Origin of the sequence: Ottowia thiooxydans (genome assembly GCF_040548795.1) — a bacterium.
GTDB lineage: Bacteria > Pseudomonadota > Gammaproteobacteria > Burkholderiales > Burkholderiaceae_C > Ottowia > Ottowia thiooxydans_A.
This window is the reverse complement of the sequence record NZ_JBEPSH010000013.1, coordinates 106,193-128,602: the sequence shown is the minus strand read 5'-3', so window position 1 is coordinate 128,602 and position 22,410 is coordinate 106,193. Positions and strand designations below refer to the sequence as shown.

General features: G+C 58.1%; 17 protein-coding genes. 11 read left to right on the top strand and 6 right to left on the bottom strand.

The genetic code is table 11. The annotated features are described in order from the left end of the window. Positions 1 to 113 precede the first annotated feature (113 nt). From ABIE13_RS25305 to ABIE13_RS25290, 4 genes are read right to left on the bottom strand one after another with little or no spacing between them, the layout of a single operon-like run. Positions 114 to 1,730, bottom strand: a complete 1,617-nt coding sequence (locus tag ABIE13_RS25305; RefSeq protein WP_354448687.1) for a rhodanese-like domain-containing protein — start codon at positions 1,728 to 1,730, stop codon at positions 114 to 116. Positions 1,731 to 1,741: 11 nt separating this feature from the next. After that, a complete protein-coding gene (locus tag ABIE13_RS25300; RefSeq protein ID WP_354448686.1) occupies positions 1,742 to 3,265 on the bottom strand; it encodes a tripartite tricarboxylate transporter permease in 1,524 nt (507 codons plus the stop codon). Positions 3,266 to 3,321: 56 nt separating this feature from the next. Then, a complete protein-coding gene (locus ABIE13_RS25295) occupies positions 3,322 to 3,798 on the bottom strand; it encodes a tripartite tricarboxylate transporter TctB family protein (protein WP_354448684.1) in 477 nt (158 codons plus the stop codon). Further along, the gene (locus ABIE13_RS25290) at positions 3,795 to 4,796 is read right to left on the bottom strand and encodes a Bug family tripartite tricarboxylate transporter substrate binding protein (protein WP_354448683.1); all 1,002 of its coding nucleotides are present in this window, start codon (positions 4,794 to 4,796) and stop codon (positions 3,795 to 3,797) included. Before ABIE13_RS25290 ends, ABIE13_RS25295 begins: the two co-directional genes overlap by 4 nt. Positions 4,797 to 5,269: 473 nt before the next feature. On the opposite strand from ABIE13_RS25290, the gene ABIE13_RS25285 reads away from it, so the two are divergent. The 11 genes from ABIE13_RS25285 (at position 5,270) to ABIE13_RS25235 (ending at position 17,446) form a co-directional block, all read left to right on the top strand. After that, positions 5,270 to 5,590, top strand: coding sequence for an antibiotic biosynthesis monooxygenase family protein (locus tag ABIE13_RS25285; RefSeq protein ID WP_354448681.1), 321 nt, complete (start codon positions 5,270 to 5,272; stop codon positions 5,588 to 5,590). A gap of 472 nt (positions 5,591 to 6,062) precedes the next feature. After that, the gene (locus tag ABIE13_RS25280) at positions 6,063 to 6,365 is read left to right on the top strand and encodes a hypothetical protein (protein ID WP_354448679.1); all 303 of its coding nucleotides are present in this window, start codon (positions 6,063 to 6,065) and stop codon (positions 6,363 to 6,365) included. Between the two features lie 369 nt (positions 6,366 to 6,734). Further along, positions 6,735 to 7,958 (top strand): IPTL-CTERM sorting domain-containing protein, encoded by a 1,224-nt coding sequence (locus ABIE13_RS25275; protein WP_354448677.1) that lies wholly within the window; start codon positions 6,735 to 6,737, stop codon positions 7,956 to 7,958. Between the two features lie 61 nt (positions 7,959 to 8,019). Next, positions 8,020 to 8,268, top strand: a complete 249-nt coding sequence (locus tag ABIE13_RS25270) for an acyl carrier protein (protein WP_354448675.1) — start codon at positions 8,020 to 8,022, stop codon at positions 8,266 to 8,268. Between the two features lie 17 nt (positions 8,269 to 8,285). Continuing rightward, on the top strand, positions 8,286 to 9,542 hold the full coding sequence (locus ABIE13_RS25265; RefSeq protein WP_354448673.1) for a cytochrome P450: 1,257 nt from the start codon (positions 8,286 to 8,288) through the stop codon (positions 9,540 to 9,542). Beyond that, on the top strand, positions 9,539 to 10,291 hold the full coding sequence (locus ABIE13_RS25260) for a SapC family protein (RefSeq protein WP_354448671.1): 753 nt from the start codon (positions 9,539 to 9,541) through the stop codon (positions 10,289 to 10,291). Before ABIE13_RS25265 ends, ABIE13_RS25260 begins: the two co-directional genes overlap by 4 nt. Beyond that, on the top strand, positions 10,284 to 11,906 hold the full coding sequence (locus tag ABIE13_RS25255; RefSeq protein WP_354448742.1) for an AMP-binding protein: 1,623 nt from the start codon (positions 10,284 to 10,286) through the stop codon (positions 11,904 to 11,906). The genes ABIE13_RS25260 and ABIE13_RS25255 overlap by 8 nt, the downstream gene beginning before the upstream one ends. After that, positions 11,899 to 13,119 carry a GNAT family N-acetyltransferase gene (locus tag ABIE13_RS25250; protein WP_354448669.1) on the top strand — a complete coding sequence of 407 codons (1,221 nt, stop codon included), beginning with the start codon at positions 11,899 to 11,901 and terminating at the stop codon, positions 13,117 to 13,119. Before ABIE13_RS25255 ends, ABIE13_RS25250 begins: the two co-directional genes overlap by 8 nt. A 500-nt stretch (positions 13,120 to 13,619) precedes the next feature. Then, positions 13,620 to 13,922, top strand: coding sequence for a hypothetical protein (locus ABIE13_RS25245; protein ID WP_354448667.1), 303 nt, complete (start codon positions 13,620 to 13,622; stop codon positions 13,920 to 13,922). A gap of 377 nt (positions 13,923 to 14,299) precedes the next feature. Beyond that, entirely contained in the window at positions 14,300 to 15,733 is a 1,434-nt protein-coding gene (locus tag ABIE13_RS25240) for a leucine-rich repeat domain-containing protein (protein WP_354448665.1), read from the top strand. 1,410 nt (positions 15,734 to 17,143) lie between these two features. Continuing rightward, positions 17,144 to 17,446 (top strand): hypothetical protein, encoded by a 303-nt coding sequence (locus ABIE13_RS25235; protein ID WP_354448664.1) that lies wholly within the window; start codon positions 17,144 to 17,146, stop codon positions 17,444 to 17,446. 321 nt (positions 17,447 to 17,767) lie between these two features. On the opposite strand, the gene ABIE13_RS25230 is transcribed toward ABIE13_RS25235, so the two are convergent. Both ABIE13_RS25230 and ABIE13_RS25225 read right to left on the bottom strand, forming a co-directional pair. Next, the gene (locus tag ABIE13_RS25230; protein WP_436278483.1) at positions 17,768 to 19,216 is read right to left on the bottom strand and encodes an efflux transporter outer membrane subunit; all 1,449 of its coding nucleotides are present in this window, start codon (positions 19,214 to 19,216) and stop codon (positions 17,768 to 17,770) included. Further along, positions 19,209 to 22,409 (bottom strand): efflux RND transporter permease subunit, encoded by a 3,201-nt coding sequence (locus ABIE13_RS25225; RefSeq protein ID WP_354448661.1) that lies wholly within the window; start codon positions 22,407 to 22,409, stop codon positions 19,209 to 19,211. The genes ABIE13_RS25230 and ABIE13_RS25225 overlap by 8 nt, the downstream gene beginning before the upstream one ends. Position 22,410: the final 1 nt, after the last annotated feature.

Here is a 22,410-nt window from a genome sequence, read left to right as displayed (position 1 = left end):
ATGCCGATGTAACAGAGTTTGACATCAATTGCACCCGAAGTGTGAAGTTGCGTAGTGTGATGTGAACCAATTAATTAATTTTTATATAAGCCGTGCTTGCCGATGCCCAGTGCTTAAGCAGCTTGGCTCAGCACTTTGAAGGGTGCTTCACCGCCGGTTTTCTCAAGTTGCGCGACCAGGTCCAATTCCCACTGCAGGTACGTACGGAAGTCGTGATCACGTTCGGCCAGGTCAGTGGCGAGATAGCCTGTGAAAGGCCAGTCGTCATGACCCGAGAGAATCCCTTCGCGCCCTGTTTCGGTGGGGAGCTCGGCTTCGAACCATGCGCGGTTGCCCCCAAGGATGGACCTGGCATCGGCACCTTGTGCGCGGAGCGCCGCAGCCAGTATTTGCGCGAGCACGCCGTCACGCGAGGTCAGCAGCACGGGCGTGCCTGACTTCAGATTGCGCACGACGTCAAACACACGGCTCGGCGCTACAAAGCGTGCGCCGGAGATATGTCGCCTGCCATAGGCGTGGTTGTGGTCCACATCGAAGACTTGGGCATGGGCGCTTTGCTGCAAACCGGCCACGTCATGCACTGAAACCGTTGGGGCAGCAGGGTACTCAGGGTCGTGCAAGAGGCGATAGGCCGGATCACCCGTTTCCAGCGCGGCCTGCGTCGCAGGTTGATAAAGATACACCTCGTACGCACCCAACTGCACCAGCCACGCAGCCGTGCTGTGCGCACGCACGCCATCCCAGTCGGCCAGCACAACGCGCGCATGGAGGGTGCCTACATAGGCGTCAGTGGCCTGCACCAACTGACCTCCAGGTGCCCAGCGCCAGCCTGGCAGATGGCCAGAGCGGTATTCGTCGATCGTGCGAATGTCCAGGCGATAAAGGTTGCGGCTGTCGTCTTGGGCAAAGGCGGCCAACTGGGCGTCATCGATGGTCTTCACCCCCGAGCGTTGTGACAGCGCGCGTGCTTTCTCCCGAGCGGCTTCCAGGTGCTGCGCGCCAGGCTCGGGCAGAGCGGTGCGACGGCCGTGCTTGAGCTCGTGGCCTGCCAGAAGCCAGGCCATGGTGCCGTCTTGCAGCGACACCACCGGGTTGGGAATGCCGGCATCCAGAAGTGTCTGCGCGCCAATGATGCTGCGAGTGCGGCCTGCGCAGTTCACAACGACCAGGGTTTTCGGATCTGGCGCCAGTTCGCGGATACGATAAGGCAGCTCCGCATTGGGGACGCTGTGCGCTCCTGGCAAGCTGAAGTTGTAGAACTCCTCTGGCGTGCGGCCATCGACAATCACCAGGTTCTCACCAGCCTGCAGCTTGGCTCTCAACGTGGCGACATCGATGTGCGGCGTCTTCGCTTGCACTTCGATGACTTCGCCCAAGGCTTTGCTGGGCACGTTGTCACCCGTGAAAACCTCATAGCCAGCGGCTTCCCAACCCAGGGTGCCACCTTCGAGAATGCTCAGTTCGGTGTAACCCAGGCGCTGCAGCTTCTCGGCCGCCACTTGCAGGGCGCTGCCGTCCAGATCGACCAGCACGATAGGGGTAGAGCGACGCGGCACCAGGTCGTCGATGCGTTGCCCCAAGCGCCAGAGCGGTGCATTCACTGCAAGGAGCAAATGCTTTTCGGCGAACAAGCCGGCTTCGCGCACATCGATGACGGCAATCTCGTTGCGGGTGGACAAGCGCTCGCGCAAGGCTGCGGGGCTCAGGACAGGAAAGGTGTTTTGAGACATGGAGGGAGACCTTAAAAGTCAGCGGATTCGGTAAGCACTTCGTGTTTGCGGCGGCGAAGTGTGGGAACGAGGGTGGCGATCACAAGGACCACGGCCACCAGCAGAAGAGACAGCGACAGTGGACGGTTGTAGAACACGCTGAAATCACCTCTTGAGACCATCAGCGTGCGGCGGAAGCTGGTCTCCAGCATGGGCCCGAGCACGAAACCCAGCAGCAGGGGCACAGGTGACACCTTCAGCTTGAGCATGGCGTAACCCAACACACCAAACAGGCTGAGCAAAGCCACATCGAAGGTGGAGTTCTGCACCGAGTAGGCACCGATGGCGCAGAAGACGAGAATGGCCGGATACATGAACCGGTAAGGCACGCTCAGCAGTTTGATCCAGACACCGATCAAGGGCAGGTTCAGCACGACCAGCATGGCATTGCCTATCCACATAGACGCAATCAGTCCCCAGAACACCTGGGGGTGGCTGCTGATGGCTTGCGGACCCGGCTGGATGTTCTGGATGATCATGGCTCCCAGCATCAAGGCCATCACAGCACTGCCAGGCACGCCCAGCGTCAGCAGCGATATGAAATTCGTCTGTGCGGCCGAATTGTTCGCCGACTCAGGGCCAGCTACGCCTTCAATGGCTCCCTTGCCAAGTTCATGCCGGTGCCTGGAGAACTTCTTTTCCACGGTGTAGCCGGCAAAGGATGCGATGGTGACCCCTGCACCGGGCAAGATGCCGAGGATAGAGCCGACCGCCGTTCCGCGCAGGATGGATGGCGCCATGCGGCGCCAATCCTCTCGCGTGGGCATCAAGCCGTGCACCTTGGCCACCGGAACGATCTCCTCGGCTCTGCTGCGGCGCTGGTTCTCCAGATTGGCCACGATTTCGCCAATACCAAACAAGCCCATGGCAATTGCCGTGAATTCAATGCCGCTCAGCAGTTCCAGTACATCGAAGGTATACCGTGTGGCACCCGAATTGACGTCAGTGCCCACCAGGCTCAGCAGGACTCCCACCACCATCAGTCCCAGCGATTTGTCTATGGAATCAGGAGACATGGCCACAGCGCCCACCAGGCCCAGCACCATCAGTGAGAAATATTCGGCCGGACCGAACTTGAAGGCGATCTCCGTCAAGGGCATTGCCAAGGCCGCCACCAGCAAGGTGCCGAAGCTGCCCGCGACGAATGAGCCAAGCGCGGACGCTGCAAGCGCTGGCCCGGCGCGGCCCTTCTTGGCCATTTCGTAGCCGTCTATGGTGGTCACGACAGATGAAGACTCGCCAGGAATCTTCATCAGGATCGCCGTGGTGGAGCCACCGTACTGCGCCCCGTAGTAAATGCTGGCAAGCATGATGAGGGCCGACGTTGGCGGCAGGGTATAGGTCACCGGCAGCAACATGGCGATCGTGGCCACCGGCCCCAGGCCCGGCAAGATGCCGACCAGGGTCCCCACCAGGCAGCCTGCCAAGGCGTAGAGCACATTCTGCAAAGTCAGCGCTGTGGAGAATCCCAGCGTCAGGTGATCAATCAGCTCCATCTTGAGCTCCAGTCTGTTTTTTTCATCGCGACTCAGGCAGTCAAGAATTCATAAGGTCAGGAAGCCAGGAATGACGGCCATAGCTCGAACGGCAATCCCAGGAAATAGATGAACAGCCCCACGTTGAGTGCCAGCTGAAACAGCGTATTGAGCAGCGTGCCTCTCCATGTGAACTCATGGCTGGCCAGACTCGATACGATGATCAACAAAGCGAGCGACAGCACCAGGCCCAGGGGCTTGAGTGCAAGAGAGAACAGAAGCAAGGAGCCGACCATCCAGAGCAGTGACCGCAAGTCCCAGCGCTCAAGCACGGTGCGCTCGGCGTTCCGGCTCAAGGCCCGCAACAGGACGACCGCGCCGAGCAGGCACAAGATCACACCCAGAATGAGTGGAAAGTAACCAGGCCCCATGCGGCCAGCGGTTCCCAGGTCGTAGCGGGTAGCTGCGATGCCGGCGGCCAACCCGCCGACCAGGATGTAGAAGAACCCGACCGCAAAGTCGTTTTGGTTCCTGATCTGTCGGAGAGTGCTCACTTCAACTTGATCCCGGTTTCAGCCAGGATCTTGCTGTAGCGGTCGTATTCATCGCCCAGTGCCTTGTCAACTTCAGCAGGCTTGCTATTGCTGACCACCGTGAAGCCCAGGCCTTCAAGTTGTGCGCGCACTTCCGGTTGCTGTAGTACGGAGTTGATGTCGCGGTTCAGCTTGTCGACTGTGGCTTTGGGTGTGCCCTTGGGTGCCACAAAGCCCTGCCAGGTGTCCACCACATAGCCAGGAACACCCGATTCGGCAATGGTGGGCACATCCGGAAGTGCTGGGGAGCGGGTAGCCGTGGAGACGCCGAGGCCGATCAACTTACCTGAGCGCACATGGTCCGTGACAGCAGCCAGGGTAATGTATTCGCCATCGATATGACCGCCCAGCACGTCCAGTGTGGCAGGGCCACCACCAGGGTAGGGTATGTAGTTCGGGCTCGCGCCGATCTGCTTGGAAATGATTTCGTGCGCAAGATGCTGCAGTCCGCCTATCCCGTCAGGTAGGCCAATGGTGACCTGGCCGGGGCGCTTTTTCAACAGCGCCACATACTCCTGAAAATTCTTCACGCCCAGTTTGGGGCTGACGGCAATCAACTGCGGGCTGATGGCTGCTTTGGCGACACCGGTGAAATCCTTGATGGTGTTATGGGCCAGATCCTTGTGATGCAGAGCGCTCAGCACATTGCCGGTACCAGACAACAGCAATGTGTAGCCATCTGGTGCGGCGCGCGCGGCCGCTGCCACCGCGAGCGTCCCACCCGCCCCCGAGACGTTTTCAACCACCACGGTCTGTCCCCAGCGCTCGCTGAGTTTCTGGCTCAAGGCACGTGAGAGTTTGTCGGCGCTGCCACCGGGCGCGAAGCCCACCAGAATGCGCACAGTTTTGGTCGGAAACTGTGTTTCCGCTGCCAAGGTTGCCGTGGTGCCGAGAGCCGACAAAGACAGTGCGGCGCCAAGGGCCAGGGCGCTGGACTGAATGAAGTTTCTTTTTTTCATGATGAAGTTCAAAGACAGGTACAAAGAGGCGAGCGGGCCCGAGGCAGCCACGCACCCTGGGTGCGTGTTGCCTTGATCCGGTCAGATGGAAACTGAGAGTGAGTGTGAAAAGCGTGGTCGCGGAGGGCGCGTCAACAACAGCAGTTGTGAGAGCTCAAGGGCCTGCTCCTCAATAACAGCGGAGCGCCCGTGCGGACGATCCGCAAGCAAAATGGACGAGCAGTCATCAGCGCATGCTTGACCGTTCTCAAGTAGCCGATCTGCGATGCGGCAAGGTCGATTCGCCCGTACAAAGCGGGCAAGGACTTTTCAAGCGCAATCAGTGAGGAGGTCCACGACATGCATGAAATTCTCCCGCCATTCAGACACTTTGAATGTTCTATTTACGAGCTTGAATATCTGAAATCTGAGTTAACGCCCCTCGTCTGAAGGCGCTGGCGGGTTTCTGCGGAACTGCTGTTAGGCTCGCGGCCATGTTCACATCCACGTTCACTTTCGCGCCCGGCAACTTCACGGAAGAGTTCCATCGGCTGGATCAGCGCATTGCCGAGGTCGCGAAGTCCATCCCTGGCTACCTTGGAGAAGAGGCATGGGAAAACTCGTCGACAGGCCTGGTCTCAAACGTCTATTACTGGGAGTCGATGGAAGCACTCATGCAATTGGTGCACCACCCCTCTCACCAGATCGCGAAGGCACGGCAGGACGAATGGCTCAAGGGCTATCAAGTGGTGATTGCGGAGGTCCTGCGCACTTACGGAGACGAGCGCATGTCTCATCCGTTGCGGGGCAAGTAAAACCTCCGGGGGAACGTCGAACAACGCTCGGTCCACACCGAATGGTCGGTGTTGATCTCAAGTGGTACTGCCTGGGAGCTTGGCGCTCACAGGGGGAACAGCCGGATCGAAGCGGTGGTCTTGTTTGGGAGGGGTTTGAACTTATTCGGTGCTGGTGTTGGAGTTAGTCTCTAGCAACCTGGCAACCTGGCAACCTGGCAACCTGGCAACCTGGCAACCTGGCAACCTGGCAGCGTGCCAGATCCCGGGCTTACTAAAAGATTGTTTCCAATTTGGATAAAGTCTTGTTCTGGTTTGGTGGTTTTAAACACCCCGTCTCTGGAGCAAACTACGTCTTACGGAGCCGGCCACTAGCCTTTCAAGCCAAAAGCCTCCTCCGCGATGAGCCCGATGAATAAAGTGGGTTCATTGAAGAGGAGGCAGCCTGTTGGGCAGCCTCGCTGGACAAAAGATTCAATCAAAGGAAAAGATCATGCAAGTTAAAAACATCGCCCTCGCTTCCCTGTTCGCCGTGGTTCTCTCTGGCAACGCTTTTGCAGCGCAACCTGCTTCTGGCGAAGGCCCTCTGTTTCTGAATGAAGCCTCGGGTGTCAGCACACTGACTCGCGAAGCCGTGCGTCAGCAAGCCATCGCCACCCCACCTGCTACGGATGGCTACAACGCATTCGCAGTCGATACCTCTGTGCATAGTGATGTCACCCGTGCTGAAGTGCGTGCGTCAACTCAGGATGCCCTCGCACACGGCTTCCGTGTGAAAAGCGGCGAATTTGCCTAACGGCAAGTTGAAGCGGGCCTGCCAAAAGGCCGCGCGAACTACAAAAAACGAGATGCTTGTCATCTCGTTTTTTTTGGATTGCGTTGAAATTAGCGTGTACTTACAGGATCCAGCACCTCGAAGATGCTTCGAATTGAGCAAGCGTCTGGTCGTCGGCGACACTGGTTCTTGTGCCCATTGCTCAGATGCCGTCGTGTAACACCTGCGGCTACTGTTCGCCCAGTGAGTTCACCTGAGCCATCCCGCTGTTTGTTTGGGTGGCGACTGGTCGAAGTGTAGTTATTGTCAGTAACTATCTCTAGGCAAAAGATTGCGTAATCGCAATTCAAACTTTACACTTTGGGATATTGGTAATTCTTTTATCTCACCATGAACGCTTCTTTCGATCGCTCTCTGCCGTCTTCGCTTCGCATTCGGCGTCCTTTGGTGAGTTCTTTGGTGCTGGTAGGTCTCTTGAGCGCCCACGGTGCGTGGGCCGCCACATGGAACATTAACTTTACCCCCAAGCAAACGACAAGCACACCCTTAGAGCCTGTGTTCAGTTGGACTCCGCCGGATGCCAACACCATGTTTGGGACCGTCATTGACTGCACTGGCGGTGCTATCTCAGCGCTACCAGGTCCCGGCATGGCTGTCTACGGGTTGGATGGTCCCCCCGTTCACCGAGCCTTTGTTCAATTTGCAAACGTTTATGCGGCGCCATCTAGTGTCGCTGTAACGGTAACACCTGATACCCCCGGCGGCGCGGTCAACTGCACGCTCGATACTGTTCCGACGAGCTACAGCCCAGGTTCAGGCAGTGCCCCTCAGTACAACATTCATGCCAACATCCGCGATGGCTGGGTGCACGGCATCTTCGCCAACGAGGATCCAGCAGGCTGGCAGTTGTCGTTCTCGCCGACCAACACGGGATCAACAAGCAACACCCTATTTTTAGACCCAACCGTTGGCGGTCCTGCAATCGGTTCGCAGATAAGCTCCGGCCCTATAACCGATAGCGGGCCTGCCACAACGAATCTGTTCATGAATGGCAAGACGACCGCGGCCACGGTCGAGTATGAGCTGACCCAACCACAACCGACCGACACCACCATCACATTCACTGTAGAAGCCGAACCGCAAGCCTACGGCACGCAATATGACCCGACCGCTGGCGGCTATCAGCAGCCCGAATATACGACCCCGAAGACGGTGACCGTCACAATTCCTGCAGGATCCACCACCGCCCAGGTGTCCATCCCCAATATCTTGCCCGGCTCGCAGGTCACCATTACGCCAGTGAGTCAAAATGGCTTCAACATCGTCAACAGCCCCATTCTCGTCAAAACCACGCCACTCCCCGTGGCCACAACGATAGAGCCTACAACCCTCGTTAATTTGGTGACGCCAGGCGATGCAGGGGTGTTTACTCAGACCAGTCCCACCAACGTCATTGACTTCAAGGTGGTACTGGACAAACCCATCGTCCAGCCCCCGGAACCCAAGCCGCCGACCGCTGTCCCTACCATCAATGAGTGGGGCCTGGGTCTGCTGGGCGCGCTGCTGGCTGGTTTCGCAGCTCTGAGGCGGCGCTCGTTGACGCGTCGGGGCTGAGGCCCTTCCTGACGTCGCTCGCAAGTGCAGGCCGGCGCATTGCTTTTTCTTCTGTTTGATCATGACCACCAGTCTGCTGCGCGCCAAGACGCTGCTCTCACATTGCTTGCTGATTCCCGTCGAACACATTGATGACGATGCGGACGTGGGCGATCTGCGCGATGTGGACAGTCTGATGTTTGAAGGTATCGTGATCGAGATCGAGAATGCCACTGGATCTGCAGTGGATGTAATGGATTTACTGCAACTCAGAACCGTCCGTGATGTGGCCAAGATTCTGGATGGTCAATCCTTGAACATTACGAACTGACATCGGCACTTTCGCGGATGGATCCGTCCGATATCTGCAATGAACTGTACCGCCTAGCCCGTACTCGGCCAGGCGAGACTCTGCTGGATCACCACAGTGGCCGCAGGATTTGGGTGGTGCAGAATCCGCAAGACGCCCATCTGATCCTTAAGGCCAATGCGGGTAACTGGCCCAAGCATATGGCCTGGATGCGCCAGACCCTGGGACCTTCGCGCATGTCCGAGAACCATGACGCATGGACTTCCCGCAGACAGTTGACGCAGCCGCACCTCAATCACTATGACGTGGACAAAACGGTTGATGCCTCACGCAGGGCATTGCGTGAAGCGCTGCCCCAATTGATCGGGCAGACTGCCATCGGCACGCTGCCCGATCACCTGCTTCGCACCATGACCCTGCAGGTCCTCACGGAAGTGCTTTTCGATATCGACTTTCGCCAGACCGGCATTGACCCACAACATCTGTTCCGCCTGTTGGAGCTTAGCGCGCAGTACGCTTTTGTGCCGGCCGGCGGCCTGACCGGTGATACGCGGCGGCAACACCTGAGCCTGCTGAATGCGGCCAAGGCACAGCTCATGCAGGACTTGCGGGTGTTTCGCAGCGCCGAATTCGCCTGCAAGCCGGTTATCCAGGAGATGTTGGCTGCCGAGGCATCCGCCCGCGATCAGACGGACCGCTTTATTCTGGAGCAGGAGCTGATCACCCTGCTGGCTACCGGCTCAGAGACCAGCGCCAGCACCTTTGGCTGGGCCTGCCACTTGCTGGCACAACATCTTGATGCGCAGGATCAACTGCGTGATGAAGCACGTCGGGCAGAAGCCGTACCCACGTTGATGGACGATTTCCTCGGTGAGACCATGCGGTTGTTTCCCGCCAATCCTATCCTCGCCCGGTACGCGCTGACCGATGACCGCCTGAGTGCCGGGCCGGTGCTGCCTGGTGATGTGGCCCTCGTATCGCTGGTCGGCTTGCAAACACAGGAATCTTCCCGCAAGCATCCATGGCAGCTCGATCTGCCTGCGTCCCGAGACCTACCCGGTCGCGCGGAGCGCGGCTTCGGGACCGCCTTTGGGATAGGGGAGAGGGTGTGTGGAGGAAGGCTTTTCGCCATCACAGAAATGCGCACCTTGTTGCAAGAATTGCTGCTGCAAGCGCGTGTTCTACCCACTGCCAACGAACCTCTGGAACAGCCTTTGGACATGCAGTGGTGCTCGCTCATGGTCAGGCTCGGCGGTCATCGCGTTCATATTCAGCCTTTGCGGCCTCATTCATGACTTCGCCCCTTCAGCTTCTTTCCCCCGATCAGCATCTGGGCCTTGGGCTGCGTCCAGCCAGCAATTGGGCCTTTTGCAAGACGCGGGATGCCGTTCCCATTGCCTTGTCTGAATTCGCAGACTTGGCGGGGTGGCACCCCATCGTTTTTTCCACCGGACCAGTGCCCATGCCGCTGGCCGTGCTAGGTACTCAGCAAGGCCAAAATAATTTTCTGGATATGTCCTGCCAATGGCCTGCGCACCACGAGCCTCCCACCGCACTCAAGCTTCATCCGTTCTCCCTGGGTGTTGACGCCGCAGATGCCCAGAGGACTGTAGTGATGGTGGATTTGGCGGACCCGCGCCTGGTTCCCCTGGAAGAAGATGACGCTGCGCAGCCGCTCTTTACGTTTGATGGCAAGCCATCGCCCACGCTGTCTTCCATCACCCAGCGACTGGGAGCACACGCGTTTGCGCTGAAAGAGGCTTCCGCCCTGGGTCTTGCCCTGCAGCAAAGCGGCCTGCTGGAGGATATGCATGCAGATATCCGCACACCCGATGGCACCACCCACAGAACCCGCACCTTCCGCAGTGTGAGCGGGTCGAAGTTTCGAAATTTGGCGACGTCTGAATTGGAGCGTTGGTTCCGCCAAGGCTGGACAGATGCCGTTGCGCTGCATCTGTCCAGTCTCAGGCGCTGGGTTCAGCTGTATGAAAGGCAGCAGCTCCATGTGAAGGCCTTAGCCTCCGCTTCGCGTGCAAATGACTGAAGCGGGCTCAGTGCGCCCGCCGATTCACAGCTTGGCTGAGGCCCTGGAGCGCGCTGCGGCCAGCCCGGCGGGTTTGCGGATCTTCGACGGTAGGGGCGCATTGGCGGCACAGGCAAGCTACAAGGAGCTGTATGTGCAGGCGCGGGCACGGGCAACGCAATTGCGTTGCCTCGCCCGGACTGAACTGATTCCGCCAGTGGTCGGGCTGATAGCCCACACCCACCTGTCGTTCATCGTTGACTTCATGGCCTGTCAGTGGGCTGGCCTGCTGCCGTGTCCAATACCGCCGCCCACGGTGGCTCTGGGCATCGAAACTTATGTCCAACGCGTCAGTCGCATGTTATCAGCGGTGCAGGCTAAGGCATTGCTGCTCGATGACACCCATGCATCGCTACAGAGCCATTTCGAGCGTGTCGCAGAGCCGGAAATCAAGGGCCTGTCGTTAATGACAACGCGCACCTTGCCAGCAGTCGACGAGACCGTGGATTTGCGGCCACTTCAAGGCAGCGAGGGCGCCTACATTCAATTTTCGTCCGGCACCACAAGCGATCCCAAAGGCATAGAAATATCGCAACGTGCGATATGCCACAACCTGAACGCTATCCTGCATGCAGGCCTCTGCATCACACCTGGTGATCGCGCGTTCTCATGGCTGCCGCTCTACCACGACATGGGCTTGGTGGGTTTTCTGCTCGCGCCAATTATGGGTGCCGTGCCCCTGGACTTGCTCCCCCCTCAGGTTTTTGCGCGCAGGCCTCAACTTTGGCCCAGGCTCATGGCGGAACTGCAAAGCACGATTTGCTTTGCGCCCAGTTTCGCATGGAGTCTTGCCGCAGACAGAACGCCACCGGACGAGGCAGAGCGTATTCGCTTGAATTTGCGCGTGGCAGGTGTGGGGGGCGACGCTGTGCGCATGCATGAGCTGAACCGGTTTGCAGAGCGGTTTGAAGCCGGTGGCTTCTCGGCAAAGCAGTTTCAGCCTTGCTATGGCTTGGCCGAGGCCACGTTGGCCGTAAGTATGGGACCGGTCAGTACGGACACACAGGGCCAACTTGCAAGCGGAAAACCCTTACCTGGATGGGAGGTTCGAATTGTTGATGAAACCGGTGCGGCGCTGCCCGCACGGCAGGTCGGCCGCATCCAGATTCGAGGCCCCGCATTGATGACCGGATACTGGCAAAGTGGTCACCTCTCGCCCGTGCAGCCAGACGAATGGTTCCTGACCGAAGATCTCGGCTACCTTGCTTCCACAGGCGAACTGGTTGTGACCGGCCGGCTGCAATCGCTGCTGGTCTTACGTGGGCGCAATGTCCACGCGGAGGCCATAGAGGACGCAGTGTGCGCCGCCTTGCACTTGCCCCATGGCACGGTGTTGGCCTACCAGGAAGTTCCACAGCAGTCTTTATCCACCGGACTGGTTGTATTGGTAGAGTGCTCATTACAGGACGCTGAACAGCGCGAGCAGTGGATGGTGACTGCGCGAAAAGCTGCATTCCACGTTAGCGGGGACGCTACCGAAATCCGGCTGGTCCCGCCGCGGACGGTGAAACTGACCACCTCCGGAAAGATTGCCCGGCAAACTACCTTAGACCAGATCCTAAAAGTCCATGACTGATTCTGTTGCATCCACAGGACCGGAGGGCCAAGCCTTACCGCAACTGGTCCGTCTGCAGGCACACGACGCACCCGAAGACTGGTCATGGATAGGCCCTGACGCACGGGCCAGCCTGAATACCGCTGTGCCCTTGGCAGAGACCGATCAGGTGCCCGCACTTCTGACACGTCCAGGCATACAGATCTGGGGCGTCTATGTCGCCGGTCGGTTGCAGGGCGCATACCTTTGCAGCGCTCATGCCCAGCATCAGGTGACACGCGTTGCATTCGCGTCTCATCCTCAGGCGTCCGGCCTCTGGCTGCTTGAGCACACCTTTGGGCAGCTGACGGAAATTCTCTTGTCTGCTGGTGCGCAAAAAATATCGGTTCATCTGTTTGCAGCAATGATCCGGCGGCTGTGGCCCCTGTTGCGCCTGAACAAGCGGTTCTTTCTCGAAGGCCGACTGCGCCAGGAGTGGCAGCCTGCTCTGCAACGCAATGAAGACGTGTTCATCATCTCAGCGCTGGCACAGGAAGGTATGCGGCCAGAACCGGGAACATTGTGGTTGAACACCCATGCAAGAACTTCAGGCCACCGCTTCTTCAGCAATTGGACTACTTCTCAAGCTAGCGACCCGCTGCCCGAAACCAATGTACGGGGCCCTACGCTTGTCGACACCCCAGAATATCAATTGCGCACACTTGCCGCCAAGGACGTTAACGAGACCCTGGTTCGCTTGCTGAACTCCCCACAGTTGGTGGGAAGTATGAATCTGCCGCGCTTTACATTCAACTTACCCAGTGCACGGGCGCTGTTGGCAAGCTTCGACCGGAACTTCAATCAGTTCATCGGCATATTCAAACGAACGGATGGCGAACTCATCGGTTTCTACACCGTTCTGGTCAACGAGCGTGCTCGACAAGCCCATCTAGCCCTCGGTATCCATTCCAGTGAAGCTGCTGCGTCGCGCGTCATGGTGGACACCATCACGCCGTTGACGGACAGCTACTTCGAGCGCTTTGCAATTCAGAAGATTGTTGGCAACGTGCTTGTTTCGAACCGCCGGATGCTTCTCAGTCTTCCGCACAACTACACGTTCCTGTTCGAGGCTGTGTTGCGTCAAGAATGTGTCAGTGACCAAGGCCGACTGGATGTGGTGGTGTTCTCCACTTTCCGGGATTTAGCTCTACGTCCCAGGTTAGGGAGACTTACACCCGTGCCAGTCGAGACGTAAATCACATCAATTCGAAAGACTGGATGTGACCATCTCGTAGATTTGCTATCAGGAGAGATTGCCTTGCGCAGAAGAGGTGCGGGACATCCTGGCGCTTCACCCGCCTGAGGGCGCAGCTTGCAGCGTTGGCAGTCGTCATTTCATGGGCTGGCCGCTTGACGCCCACGGTGATGCAACAAGAGCACGGCTGAGTCACCTACCTCAGGCAGTGATCATTCCACCGATGTAGGAGATGCGGGTGCCAGGCTCTCACAAGTTGGGCGCGCTAGATCCCGAGTTCGCAGAATCATTGTTTCCGATCTGGAGAAAGTGTTGTTCTGGTTTGGTGGTTTTAAACACCCCCTTGTCGGAGCAAACTACGTCTTACGGAGCCGGCACTAGCCTTTCAAAGCAAAAGCCTCCTCCGCGATGAGTCCGAAAAGATAAAGCGGATTCATTGAAGAGGAGGTCGTCAGATAGGCGGTCTCGCTGGACAAAGATTCAATTCAAAGGAAAAGATCATGCAAGTTAAAAACATCGCCCTCGCTTCCCTGTTCGCAGTGGTTCTCTCTGGCAACGCTTTTGCAGCGCAACCTGCATCGGGCGAAGGCCCTCTGTTTCTGAATGAAGCCTCGGGTGTCAGCACACTGACTCGCGAAGCTGTGCGTCAGCAAGCCATTGCCACCCCACCTGCTACGGATGGCTACAACGCGTTCGCAGCCGATACCTCTGTGCATAGCGATGTCACCCGTGCTGAAGTGCGTGAGACAACTCGTGATTCCATTGCCCATGGCTTCCGTGTGAAAAGCGGCGAATTTGCCTAACGGCAAGTTGAAGCGGGCCTGCCAAAAGGCCGCGCGAACTACAAAAAACGAGATGCTTGTCATCTCGTTTTTTGCATTTGGCGATCGGAGTTTCCAGGTCTAACTGGGCCCGACGAGTCTTACATGCTGGGATCCTCGTCAGCGCGAGAAAAAATTAACCGCTTCGCCAATTCGATAGGATCTCTGAGCAAAAAAGACTACTTTGAAGAATTTTTCCGCTTTGGGCGGATTTAATTTCTTACAAAAGATGCGATTGGTTTGTTTATTTATGGTGCTTTCAAAAACATAGCAAAAATCCGTTTGCCATGTAAGTCCCGAAGCGCTTTGTAAACCCCAATCATGGCGTCGATTTCACTCTAGTCCTAGATCGCTTCACTATGAAGCAAGCCAGATGCATTGAACTTCCCTATCCTGGATTTGGCCTTGCCAAAACCATAGTTGAGCAGGTGGGCCGGGTGTGCAGCAAGCGCACCGATCACGCTGTACAGCAGAACAACACCAGGGAGTTCGATATGTCATACCTTTCAATAAGCGCAGTGAGTCGCGCAGTGAATCGCGCTTGCGCCGCGGTCACAAGTCTGGCCTTGGCCGTGGGGACCATGTGTCTTGCGCTGCCAGCGCATGCGGCCGTGCCGGCCGCTGAGCGCCAGGTGCTGATTGACCTTTACAACGGCACGGCGGGTGATGGCTGGACCACCAATACAGGTTGGAAGACAGCTGGCAATTTCAGCGCACCTGGCACCGAGTGCACGTGGTATGGCGTGCGATGTGATGTCGCGGGCAACCGGGTTACTCGGATCATTATGAGTTCCAACAACCTGGTTGGCCAACTGCCGGCGACGCTGAACACGCTGACGGCATTGACAGACTTCTCGCTCTATGACAACCAGCTGACAGGCGCCATTCCCAGCATCAGCGGATTGACTGCGCTCGAGTATTTCGAAGTTTCCGTCAATCAGCTGAGTGGGCCCATCCCCAGCTTGAGTGGCCTGTCGATGCTGCGGACCTTCTACGTCGGGGACAACCAACTCAGTGGGCCCATCCCCGATCTCGCTGGGCTGCCGGCGCTGGAATCCCTACGCGTTGAAAACAACCAATTGAGTGGCACTCCGCCGGCCGCACCCGCCTCTTTGCTGCCAGGTGGCACCGCCCTGTGCCCCAACTTCCTCCACACCCCGTCCCCAACCGACGCGGCCTGGGACACCGCACGAAACGGCACCTGGTCTAGTGACTGCACGCCAGGTTACCTGGTCAGCAGCACGGCAGGCTCGGGCGGTCGCATAGGGCCGCCTCAAGGTGTGCAGGCCGGCCAGACTGCCACAGTCGTCATTACGCCAGATCCCAACTTCGTCATCGACACCGCCTTCAGCACCTGCGGCGGTTCGCTCGCCGGCAACACCTTCACCACCGGCCCCGTTAACGCCGACTGCACCGTCCGCGCCTCCTTCAGGTTGGCCCCGGGGGCCATCAGGCCGACGGTCTTTGTCACCCCGGTTGATGGAGGCGATGCGAGATGCACGCCAGAAATGCCTGAGGCTAGTTCAACCTGCACGGCCACGCCGGCACCCGGCTTCCGGTTGCTGCGCATCGAAGGCTGCGGGGGCACGCCCGGTTCCACCAGCCCGTACACCACGGCTCCCATGACCGGTACATGCATGGTGTCAGTGACTTTCCAAGCGGTGACCCCAGCGGTGCAGCCCGGTCCCGTAGCGGTGCCCACGCTGGGTGAATGGGCGGTTATCGCGCTAGGTCTCCTGCTGGGCGGATTGGGTGTGCGTCGGCTCCGCGTCAAGCGCCTTGAGCGGATGTGAATGAATTCGGCTTGACTAGGCTGGCCGTCAATGGCCGCTTAGTCAAAGCGCGATGCGCATTGGCACGCTGACTGGTGAGCATTTCTCTCGCATTTCTCTCAGTGAGTGAGAGCAGGCAAGTGCGGTTGCTCATCCACTGCTGCCAGCAGCGCCATAAAAACCATACCTACGAGACCGGAAAATGCGAGTCTCGTACTTTTTATTTCCTACAGCGGACTCGCTTCATTCATTGTTGGCCTTGCCAGAGGCTCCTGTTTTGAAGTGTCCACATGGGGCGAGGCGGATCATGCAAAATGGTGTGGCTGAGATTCATTCAAAAATCCAGGAGGGAAGAGATGAGAGCTAGTTCCAGAGTTTTGCGGAAGGCGATGCTTGGCTCCGTTATGTTGGGCGCCTGTACATTGGCCAGTGCTCAGAGCCTTGAATTCGATGTTTGGGGCATGACTTTCACGAACACAGCACCAGGTAGCACTTCTGCTCCTATTGTTCGGTCAGTGATCAACCCATCGGCAGCGGATGTCACCATCACCGCCGTAGTGCTCCCGCCCAACCCGCCTTTCAATATCACTCACAATTGTCCTTTGGCGCCCTTGGTCCTCGCCGGCGGATCCAGTTGCCAGATCACGGGTACATTCACTGCTCCAGCGGCCGCAGGGACGTCCGAGGGCTTTGTCCGGGTGGAAGGGTCTGGCGTCAGTACGATTGCACTTACTCTCCGAGGGACGTCGAATGGCGTCGTAGCCTCGTCGCATCCAGTACCTGCGACGGGTCCATTGGCCCTGGTCCTTGCAAGCTTCGCTATAACGGTACTTGGGTTTGTCGCAAGGCGCAGGCGCCAGAAATAAGCCGCGCGAGGCGGGGCTATCCACTGCGCACACTTCTTGCATCAGATTTTTAGCGGTTGTGGCGCCGGGCTGCATCAACGATTCCGGCGCTCCCGGATCGCAAATCCGGTTTCTTTCTTCATGCGAGCACTCCGTCTGCCAGTGGCAGCCATTGTGTTGCCTCGAATTGGTGGATATGCAGCTTTAAGGGGTAGCACTCTGTACTCTAGCTTTTGAGGGGCACTGGGCGCGTATTTGATTTAGCAACAGCAAGGCTAAGTCACCCCCCTTAGGCGGCGCTTTTCCCGCCAATGCATGTGATCCGTGTACCAGGATCAGAGAAGTTCAGGGCTTGCGCGAACCCGACGTCAACAAACCATTGTTTCCAAACCGGTGAAAGACTTGTTCTGAGTTGGTGGTTTTAAACACCCCCTCTCTGGAGCAAACTACGTCTTACGGAGCCGGCACTAGCCTTTCAAAGCAAAAACCTCCTCCGCGATGAGCCCGACAAAAGCGGGTTCATTGAAGAGGAGGCCGTCAGATAGGCGGTCTCGCTGGACCAAGATTCAATTCAAAGGAAAAGATCATGCAAGTTAAAAACATCGCCCTCGCTTCCCTGTTCGCCGTGGTTCTCTCTGGCAACGCTTTTGCAGCGCAACCTGCATCGGGCGAAGGCCCTTTGTTTCTGAACGAAGCCTCGGGTGTCAGCACACTGACTCGCGAAGCCGTGCGTCAGCAAGCCATTGCCACCCCACCTGCTACGGATGCCTATAACGCATTCGCAGTCGATACTGCTGTGCATAGCGATGTCAGCCGTGCTGAAGTGCGTGCCTCAACTCAGGACGCCCTCGCACATGGTTTCCGCGTGAAAAGCGGCGAATTTGCCTAATGGCAATTGAAGCGGGCCTGCAACAAGGCAGCGCAAGAAATAAAACGAGATGCTTGTCGTCTCGTTTTTTTTTGCCAGCCATCGACACAGCGGAGTGAAAAAGCCACGTGGGGCATGCGGCATGAGAACTCCCTTATAACGCCAATGCAGATCAGACGCATGCTCGCAAGCAAGCAGCCAGATTGCCATTAGCCGATTGGCCCATGCCAACGCGATCGCATTCGTGTTAAGACCACCAGTGGCGCTGCTTTTTTCTGGGAGGCTGGAGTCGGCCGGAACGCATATGCCGTTCCACCCGCCGCTCACTGGCGGGTGGAGCAATCAGGAGTCACTGGGTCTGGGCCACCCTCCGGCCAGAGCCTTGTAGAGTGCAATATTCGACCTCACGGCATTGACTTGGCTTTGCGCCTGGGCCTCCTGTGCAATAAGTTGCTCACGCTGGGCGTCCAGCACTTCATACAGGCTCAGAGTGCCGCCCCGGTACATGCGCTGTGCTAGCGCTTCCGCCTCGTCGCGTTGAACTGACGTGGCGCCCCACATAACCCACTCCTGCCTGGTTCGCTGGGTTTGAATCAGAGCGTTTTCTGCTTCTTCCAGCGCGAGCAGAACCCCTTGCTGATACTGGGCAAGGGCCTGGGCAGCGCCGGCTTCGCTTGCGGCAATGCGAGCCCGGACGCGGCCGACGTCGAGAAACGACCAGTCAATGCCCAGAAAGGCCCTGTGGTTGGCGGAGCTACCGGTGAACAAGTCACCACCTGCCAGCGTGAAGCTACCCAGCACTCCGCCAAGAGATACGCGGGGGAACAGATCGGCCGTTACGACGCCAATCCGCGCGGTGGCTGCGTGCAGGCGCGCCTCTGCTGCTGCCAAGTCGGGTCTTCTGCGCAACAGTTCAGCGGGTGTGCCAGGCGTGAGGCTGGCAGGGACTTTCGGCAATGCACCGGGACTTTCCAACTGGGCGATCAACGCGCCAGGTGAAAGGCCCAGCAACACTGCAAGGCGATGCTCAAGCGTGGCGACCTGAAGATGCCACGGGGGAATGCGCGCCTGAGTACTGTTCAGTTGAGCTCGAGCGCGCGTCACGTCCAATGCGGTGCCACTTCCCGCTGCGAATCGACGTTCGACCAGTTGCAAGGTGTCGCGTTGATTCTGATCAGCCGCTTGTGCTATCCGAAGACGCCATTGCGCGCCACGCAGTTGCGTATAGGTGTCTGCCACCTGAGCTGCAATCAGGACCTGCAAGGCCGCAACGTCTGCGTGAGAGGCTTGAACCTCAGCCTGTTGGACTTCGATGGCTCGCTTGACGCGACCCACCCAATCGACTTCCCAATTGGCGGCGATGCCCGCACTGTAAGCGCGCGTAGATCGCGCCTGACCCGGACTGAGTTGGTCTATGCTGAGCTTCTGCTGCGTAGCATCTCCTGCCATTTTCACCGTAGGCAAACGATCCATCTGCGAATGCACCAGCAAAGCTTGCGCAGATTCAAGTCTTGCTATGGCCGCACGTACATCGTGATTGCCCTGTAACGCTTGTTGTACCAAACGTGTGAGCTGCGCATCACCAAATTGACGCCAGAAATCCGCTTCGCGAACGTCTGTGGAGGTTAACGTCGAGCGGTCTTCCCCGAGACCTGCCTCCTGTCGCGCAAATTGCGCAGGAACCGTGCTGTCAGCCGGGGGACGTTGGAAATCTGGTCCGACGGACGCGCATCCGGAAATCAAGAGGGTGCAGGCGAGTGCTGCGGCGCTGAGGGATGAGGTCTTAAACATGGGCATGCTCGTCTGAAAGGCCAGGTTGCGGTGCCCTTGGCATCGGGATATTCGAAGAATGCACTTGTAGTTGGGTGCCGCTCAGCTTGCGCAGGGTCACGTAAAACACAGGGGTGAGAAACAAGCCGAAAAGCGTGACACCCAACATGCCGGAGAAAACCGTAACGCCGGTGGCCGCGCGCACTTCCGAACCTGCGCCCGTCCCTATGAGCAAGGGCAGGGCGCCCGCGATGAAAGCGATCGATGTCATCACGATCGGGCGCAGGCGCAGTCGGCAAGCCTCGCGCGCTGCGTCTTGAATGCTGGCTCCCTTCATCTCCAGCTCGCGGGCAAACTCGACGATCAGGATGGCGTTCTTGCACGCAAGTCCCATCAGTACCACCAGCCCAACTTGCACGAAGACGTTGTTGTCGCCACCTGAGAGCCAGACGCCGAACAGCGCAGCGCAGATGCACACCGGCACGATCAGAATCACTGCGAGCGGCATGGTCCAGCTCTCATACAGCGCCGCGAGCACAAGAAATGCCAGCATCACTGCCAGTGCAAACATCACCACTGCTGCGTGGCTTTGCTCGACTTGCTGGTAACTCATGTCCGTCCATGCCAGCTCGATGCCCGCAGGCAGGGTCCTGTCTGCGATCTCGCGCAACTGGGCCAAGGTCTCAGAGGAAGACATGATGCGCGGGTCTGCGTCACCTATCAAATCTGCCGCCGGAAAGCCGTTGAAGCGCAAAACCGGATCCGGGCCGTAGCTGGGGGTGACCGTCACCATGGAGGCGAGCGGAACCATCTCGCCACGATGATTGCGCGTCTGCAGTTTGCCTATGTCCTCTGCCGACTGGCGGTAGTCGGCATCGGCCTGCAGCATGACCCGGTACACACGACCAAAGGCGTTGAAGTCATTCACGTAGATGGAGCCCAGGTAGCCCTGCAAGGTTTGAAATAGATCGTTGAGCGCAACGCCCTGCGCCTTGGCCTTGGTTCGATCGACTTTCACTTCCAGCTGCGGAATATTGGACTGGTAGGAGCTGACTGGATAGTGCATACCCGGCGTCTTGGCTATTTCTGCCTGAAACGCGTTGAGTGCTTGTTGCAAGGCCGCATAGCCCAACCCGGCGCGATCTTCCAGAAAAAGTGAATAGCCGGACCCATTTCCCAAGCCTTCAATGGGTGGCGGCATCAGCGCGTAGCCAAAACCTCCGTCCATGCCCGCCAGCTTCGCATTGAGTTCGGCGTTGATGTCTGTCGCGCTGCGTTGGCGCTCCGAAAAGGGCTTGAGAATGACGTATGCGCTGGTCAGATTGGGCGTGTTGGTGCCTTGCAAGGCATTCAGACCGGCAAATGCGGGGACCGAATCCACGTCTTCGATAGACAACGCATGGCGCGTGAGTTCCTGGGTGATGTCGTCCGTTCGGCCGAGCGAGGACCCTTCAGGCAGTTTGGCTCCTGCAAACAGGTAAAGCTTGTCCTGCATGGGAATGAAGCCACCCGGCACCTGGTTGAAAAGAAGTGCTGTGCCTCCCAGCAGCGCGACGTACACCAGGAACACCAGACCACGCAGCTTGAAGGAGCGACCGACGGCGCGTTCATATCGATTCGCGCTGCGATCGAATGCTCTGTTGAACCGTTTGAAGAACCAGCCGAACCCTGCTTGCATGGCTCTGGTCAGTCTATCTGGTCGCGTCCCATGCCCCTGGAGAAGTTTCGCCGCCAGCGCTGGTGACAAGGTCAGAGAGTTGATGGCGGAAATGACCGTGGAGATTGCAATCGTCACGGCAAACTGCTTGTAGAACTGGCCGGTGATGCCGTCCAGGAATGCCATGGGCACAAACACGGCGCACAACACCAGTGCGATGGCGATGATGGGCCCTGAGACCTCCTTCATGGCCAGGTGGGCCGCTTCGCGCGGCGTGTGGCCTTTTTCAATGAATCGCTCAACGTTTTCCACTACGACGATGGCATCGTCCACCACGATGCCAATAGCAAGCACGAGCCCAAAAAGCGTCAGTGTGTTGATCGAGTATCCCAGCAGATAGAGCCACGCGAACGTACCTACGATGGACACGGGTACGGCCAGCAGCGGAATGATGGACGCACGCCAGGTTTGCAAGAACACAAGTACGACCAATACCACGAGCACGACCGCTTCAATGAGGGTGGTTTGCACCGCCTTGATGGAATCGCGAACGAAGACGGTAGGGTCCCAGAGGTACTTGAATTGCGTGGCTTGAGGCAGATTCTGGCTGAGGCGGTTCAAGGTTTCGTAGACCTTGTCGGCCACGCCCAAGGCGTTCGCACCTGGTGATAGAAAGATGCCGATGGCAGCCATGTTCTTGCTGTCGAACGAGGCCCGCAGTGTGTAGTCACTGGCACCCAGTTCAAGCCGCGCGACGTCAGACAGCCGAACCAACTGACCGTCGGCACCCGCCTTGAGCACAATGTCTCCGAATTCCTCGGTGCTTTTCAGTCGGCCTTGCACATTGATAGACAGTAGTTTGTCTGTGCCCTTGGTACTGGGCTCTGCGCCGAGCTGGCCGGCGGAGACCTGCACGTTCTGTTCGCGAATGGCTGCAATGATCTGATTGACTGTCAATTGACGGGCTGCGGCCTTGTCCGGATCGAGCCATATACGCATGGCGTAGTCACCGGAGCCGTATACAACGACATCCCCGATCCCTGGTATGCGGGCCAGCTCATCCTTGACCTTCAAGGTGACGTAGTTGCGCAGGTACAGCGTGTCCAGCTTGCCATCGAAAGAAGCCAGGCCCACATACATCAGCGGTGTCGCCGACCGTTTCTGGGTTGTGATCCCGTACTGCCGTACTTCTTCAGGCAGCCTGCTTTGGGCCTGACTCACCCGATTCTGCACCCGGACCGCGGCAGCATCTGGATCGGTGCCGTGACGGAAAGTCGCCACCACCTGCAGACTTCCATCCGAGGCGGCGACAGACTTCATGTACATCAGTCCCTCCACGCCATTGATGGCTTCTTCCAGCGGGACTGCGACCGACTCTGCAATCTCCTTGGGGTTGGCTCCGGGATAGACAGCGCGCACCACCACGCTGGGGGGCACCACTTCCGGATACTCTCCCGTGGGCAGTTGCGGAATGGCTATCAGGCCGACGGCAAAAATGATGACCGACAGTACGATGGCGAAGATCGGTCGGTCTATGAAGAACTTGGAAAAATCCATG

What these genes read in the sequence shown, in the direction of transcription:
- ABIE13_RS25305 (WP_354448687.1), bottom strand. Translation starts at nt 1,730, where the DNA reads ATGTCTCAAAACACCTTTCCTGTCCTGAGCCCCGCAGCCTTGCGCGAG.
- ABIE13_RS25300 (WP_354448686.1), bottom strand. Translation starts at nt 3,265, where the DNA reads ATGGAGCTGATTGATCACCTGACGCTGGGATTCTCCACAGCGCTGACT.
- ABIE13_RS25290 (WP_354448683.1), bottom strand. Translation starts at nt 4,796, where the DNA reads ATGAAAAAAAGAAACTTCATTCAGTCCAGCGCCCTGGCCCTTGGCGCC.
- ABIE13_RS25285 (WP_354448681.1), top strand. Translation starts at nt 5,270, where the DNA reads ATGTTCACATCCACGTTCACTTTCGCGCCCGGCAACTTCACGGAAGAG.
- ABIE13_RS25280 (WP_354448679.1), top strand. Translation starts at nt 6,063, where the DNA reads ATGCAAGTTAAAAACATCGCCCTCGCTTCCCTGTTCGCCGTGGTTCTC.
- ABIE13_RS25275 (WP_354448677.1), top strand. Translation starts at nt 6,735, where the DNA reads ATGAACGCTTCTTTCGATCGCTCTCTGCCGTCTTCGCTTCGCATTCGG.
- ABIE13_RS25270 (WP_354448675.1), top strand. Translation starts at nt 8,020, where the DNA reads ATGACCACCAGTCTGCTGCGCGCCAAGACGCTGCTCTCACATTGCTTG.
- ABIE13_RS25265 (WP_354448673.1), top strand. Translation starts at nt 8,286, where the DNA reads ATGGATCCGTCCGATATCTGCAATGAACTGTACCGCCTAGCCCGTACT.
- ABIE13_RS25260 (WP_354448671.1), top strand. Translation starts at nt 9,539, where the DNA reads ATGACTTCGCCCCTTCAGCTTCTTTCCCCCGATCAGCATCTGGGCCTT.
- ABIE13_RS25255 (WP_354448742.1), top strand. Translation starts at nt 10,284, where the DNA reads ATGACTGAAGCGGGCTCAGTGCGCCCGCCGATTCACAGCTTGGCTGAG.
- ABIE13_RS25250 (WP_354448669.1), top strand. Translation starts at nt 11,899, where the DNA reads ATGACTGATTCTGTTGCATCCACAGGACCGGAGGGCCAAGCCTTACCG.
- ABIE13_RS25245 (WP_354448667.1), top strand. Translation starts at nt 13,620, where the DNA reads ATGCAAGTTAAAAACATCGCCCTCGCTTCCCTGTTCGCAGTGGTTCTC.
- ABIE13_RS25240 (WP_354448665.1), top strand. Translation starts at nt 14,300, where the DNA reads ATGAAGCAAGCCAGATGCATTGAACTTCCCTATCCTGGATTTGGCCTT.
- ABIE13_RS25235 (WP_354448664.1), top strand. Translation starts at nt 17,144, where the DNA reads ATGCAAGTTAAAAACATCGCCCTCGCTTCCCTGTTCGCCGTGGTTCTC.
- ABIE13_RS25230 (WP_436278483.1), bottom strand. Translation starts at nt 19,216, where the DNA reads ATGTTTAAGACCTCATCCCTCAGCGCCGCAGCACTCGCCTGCACCCTC.
- ABIE13_RS25225 (WP_354448661.1), bottom strand. Translation starts at nt 22,409, where the DNA reads ATGGATTTTTCCAAGTTCTTCATAGACCGACCGATCTTCGCCATCGTA.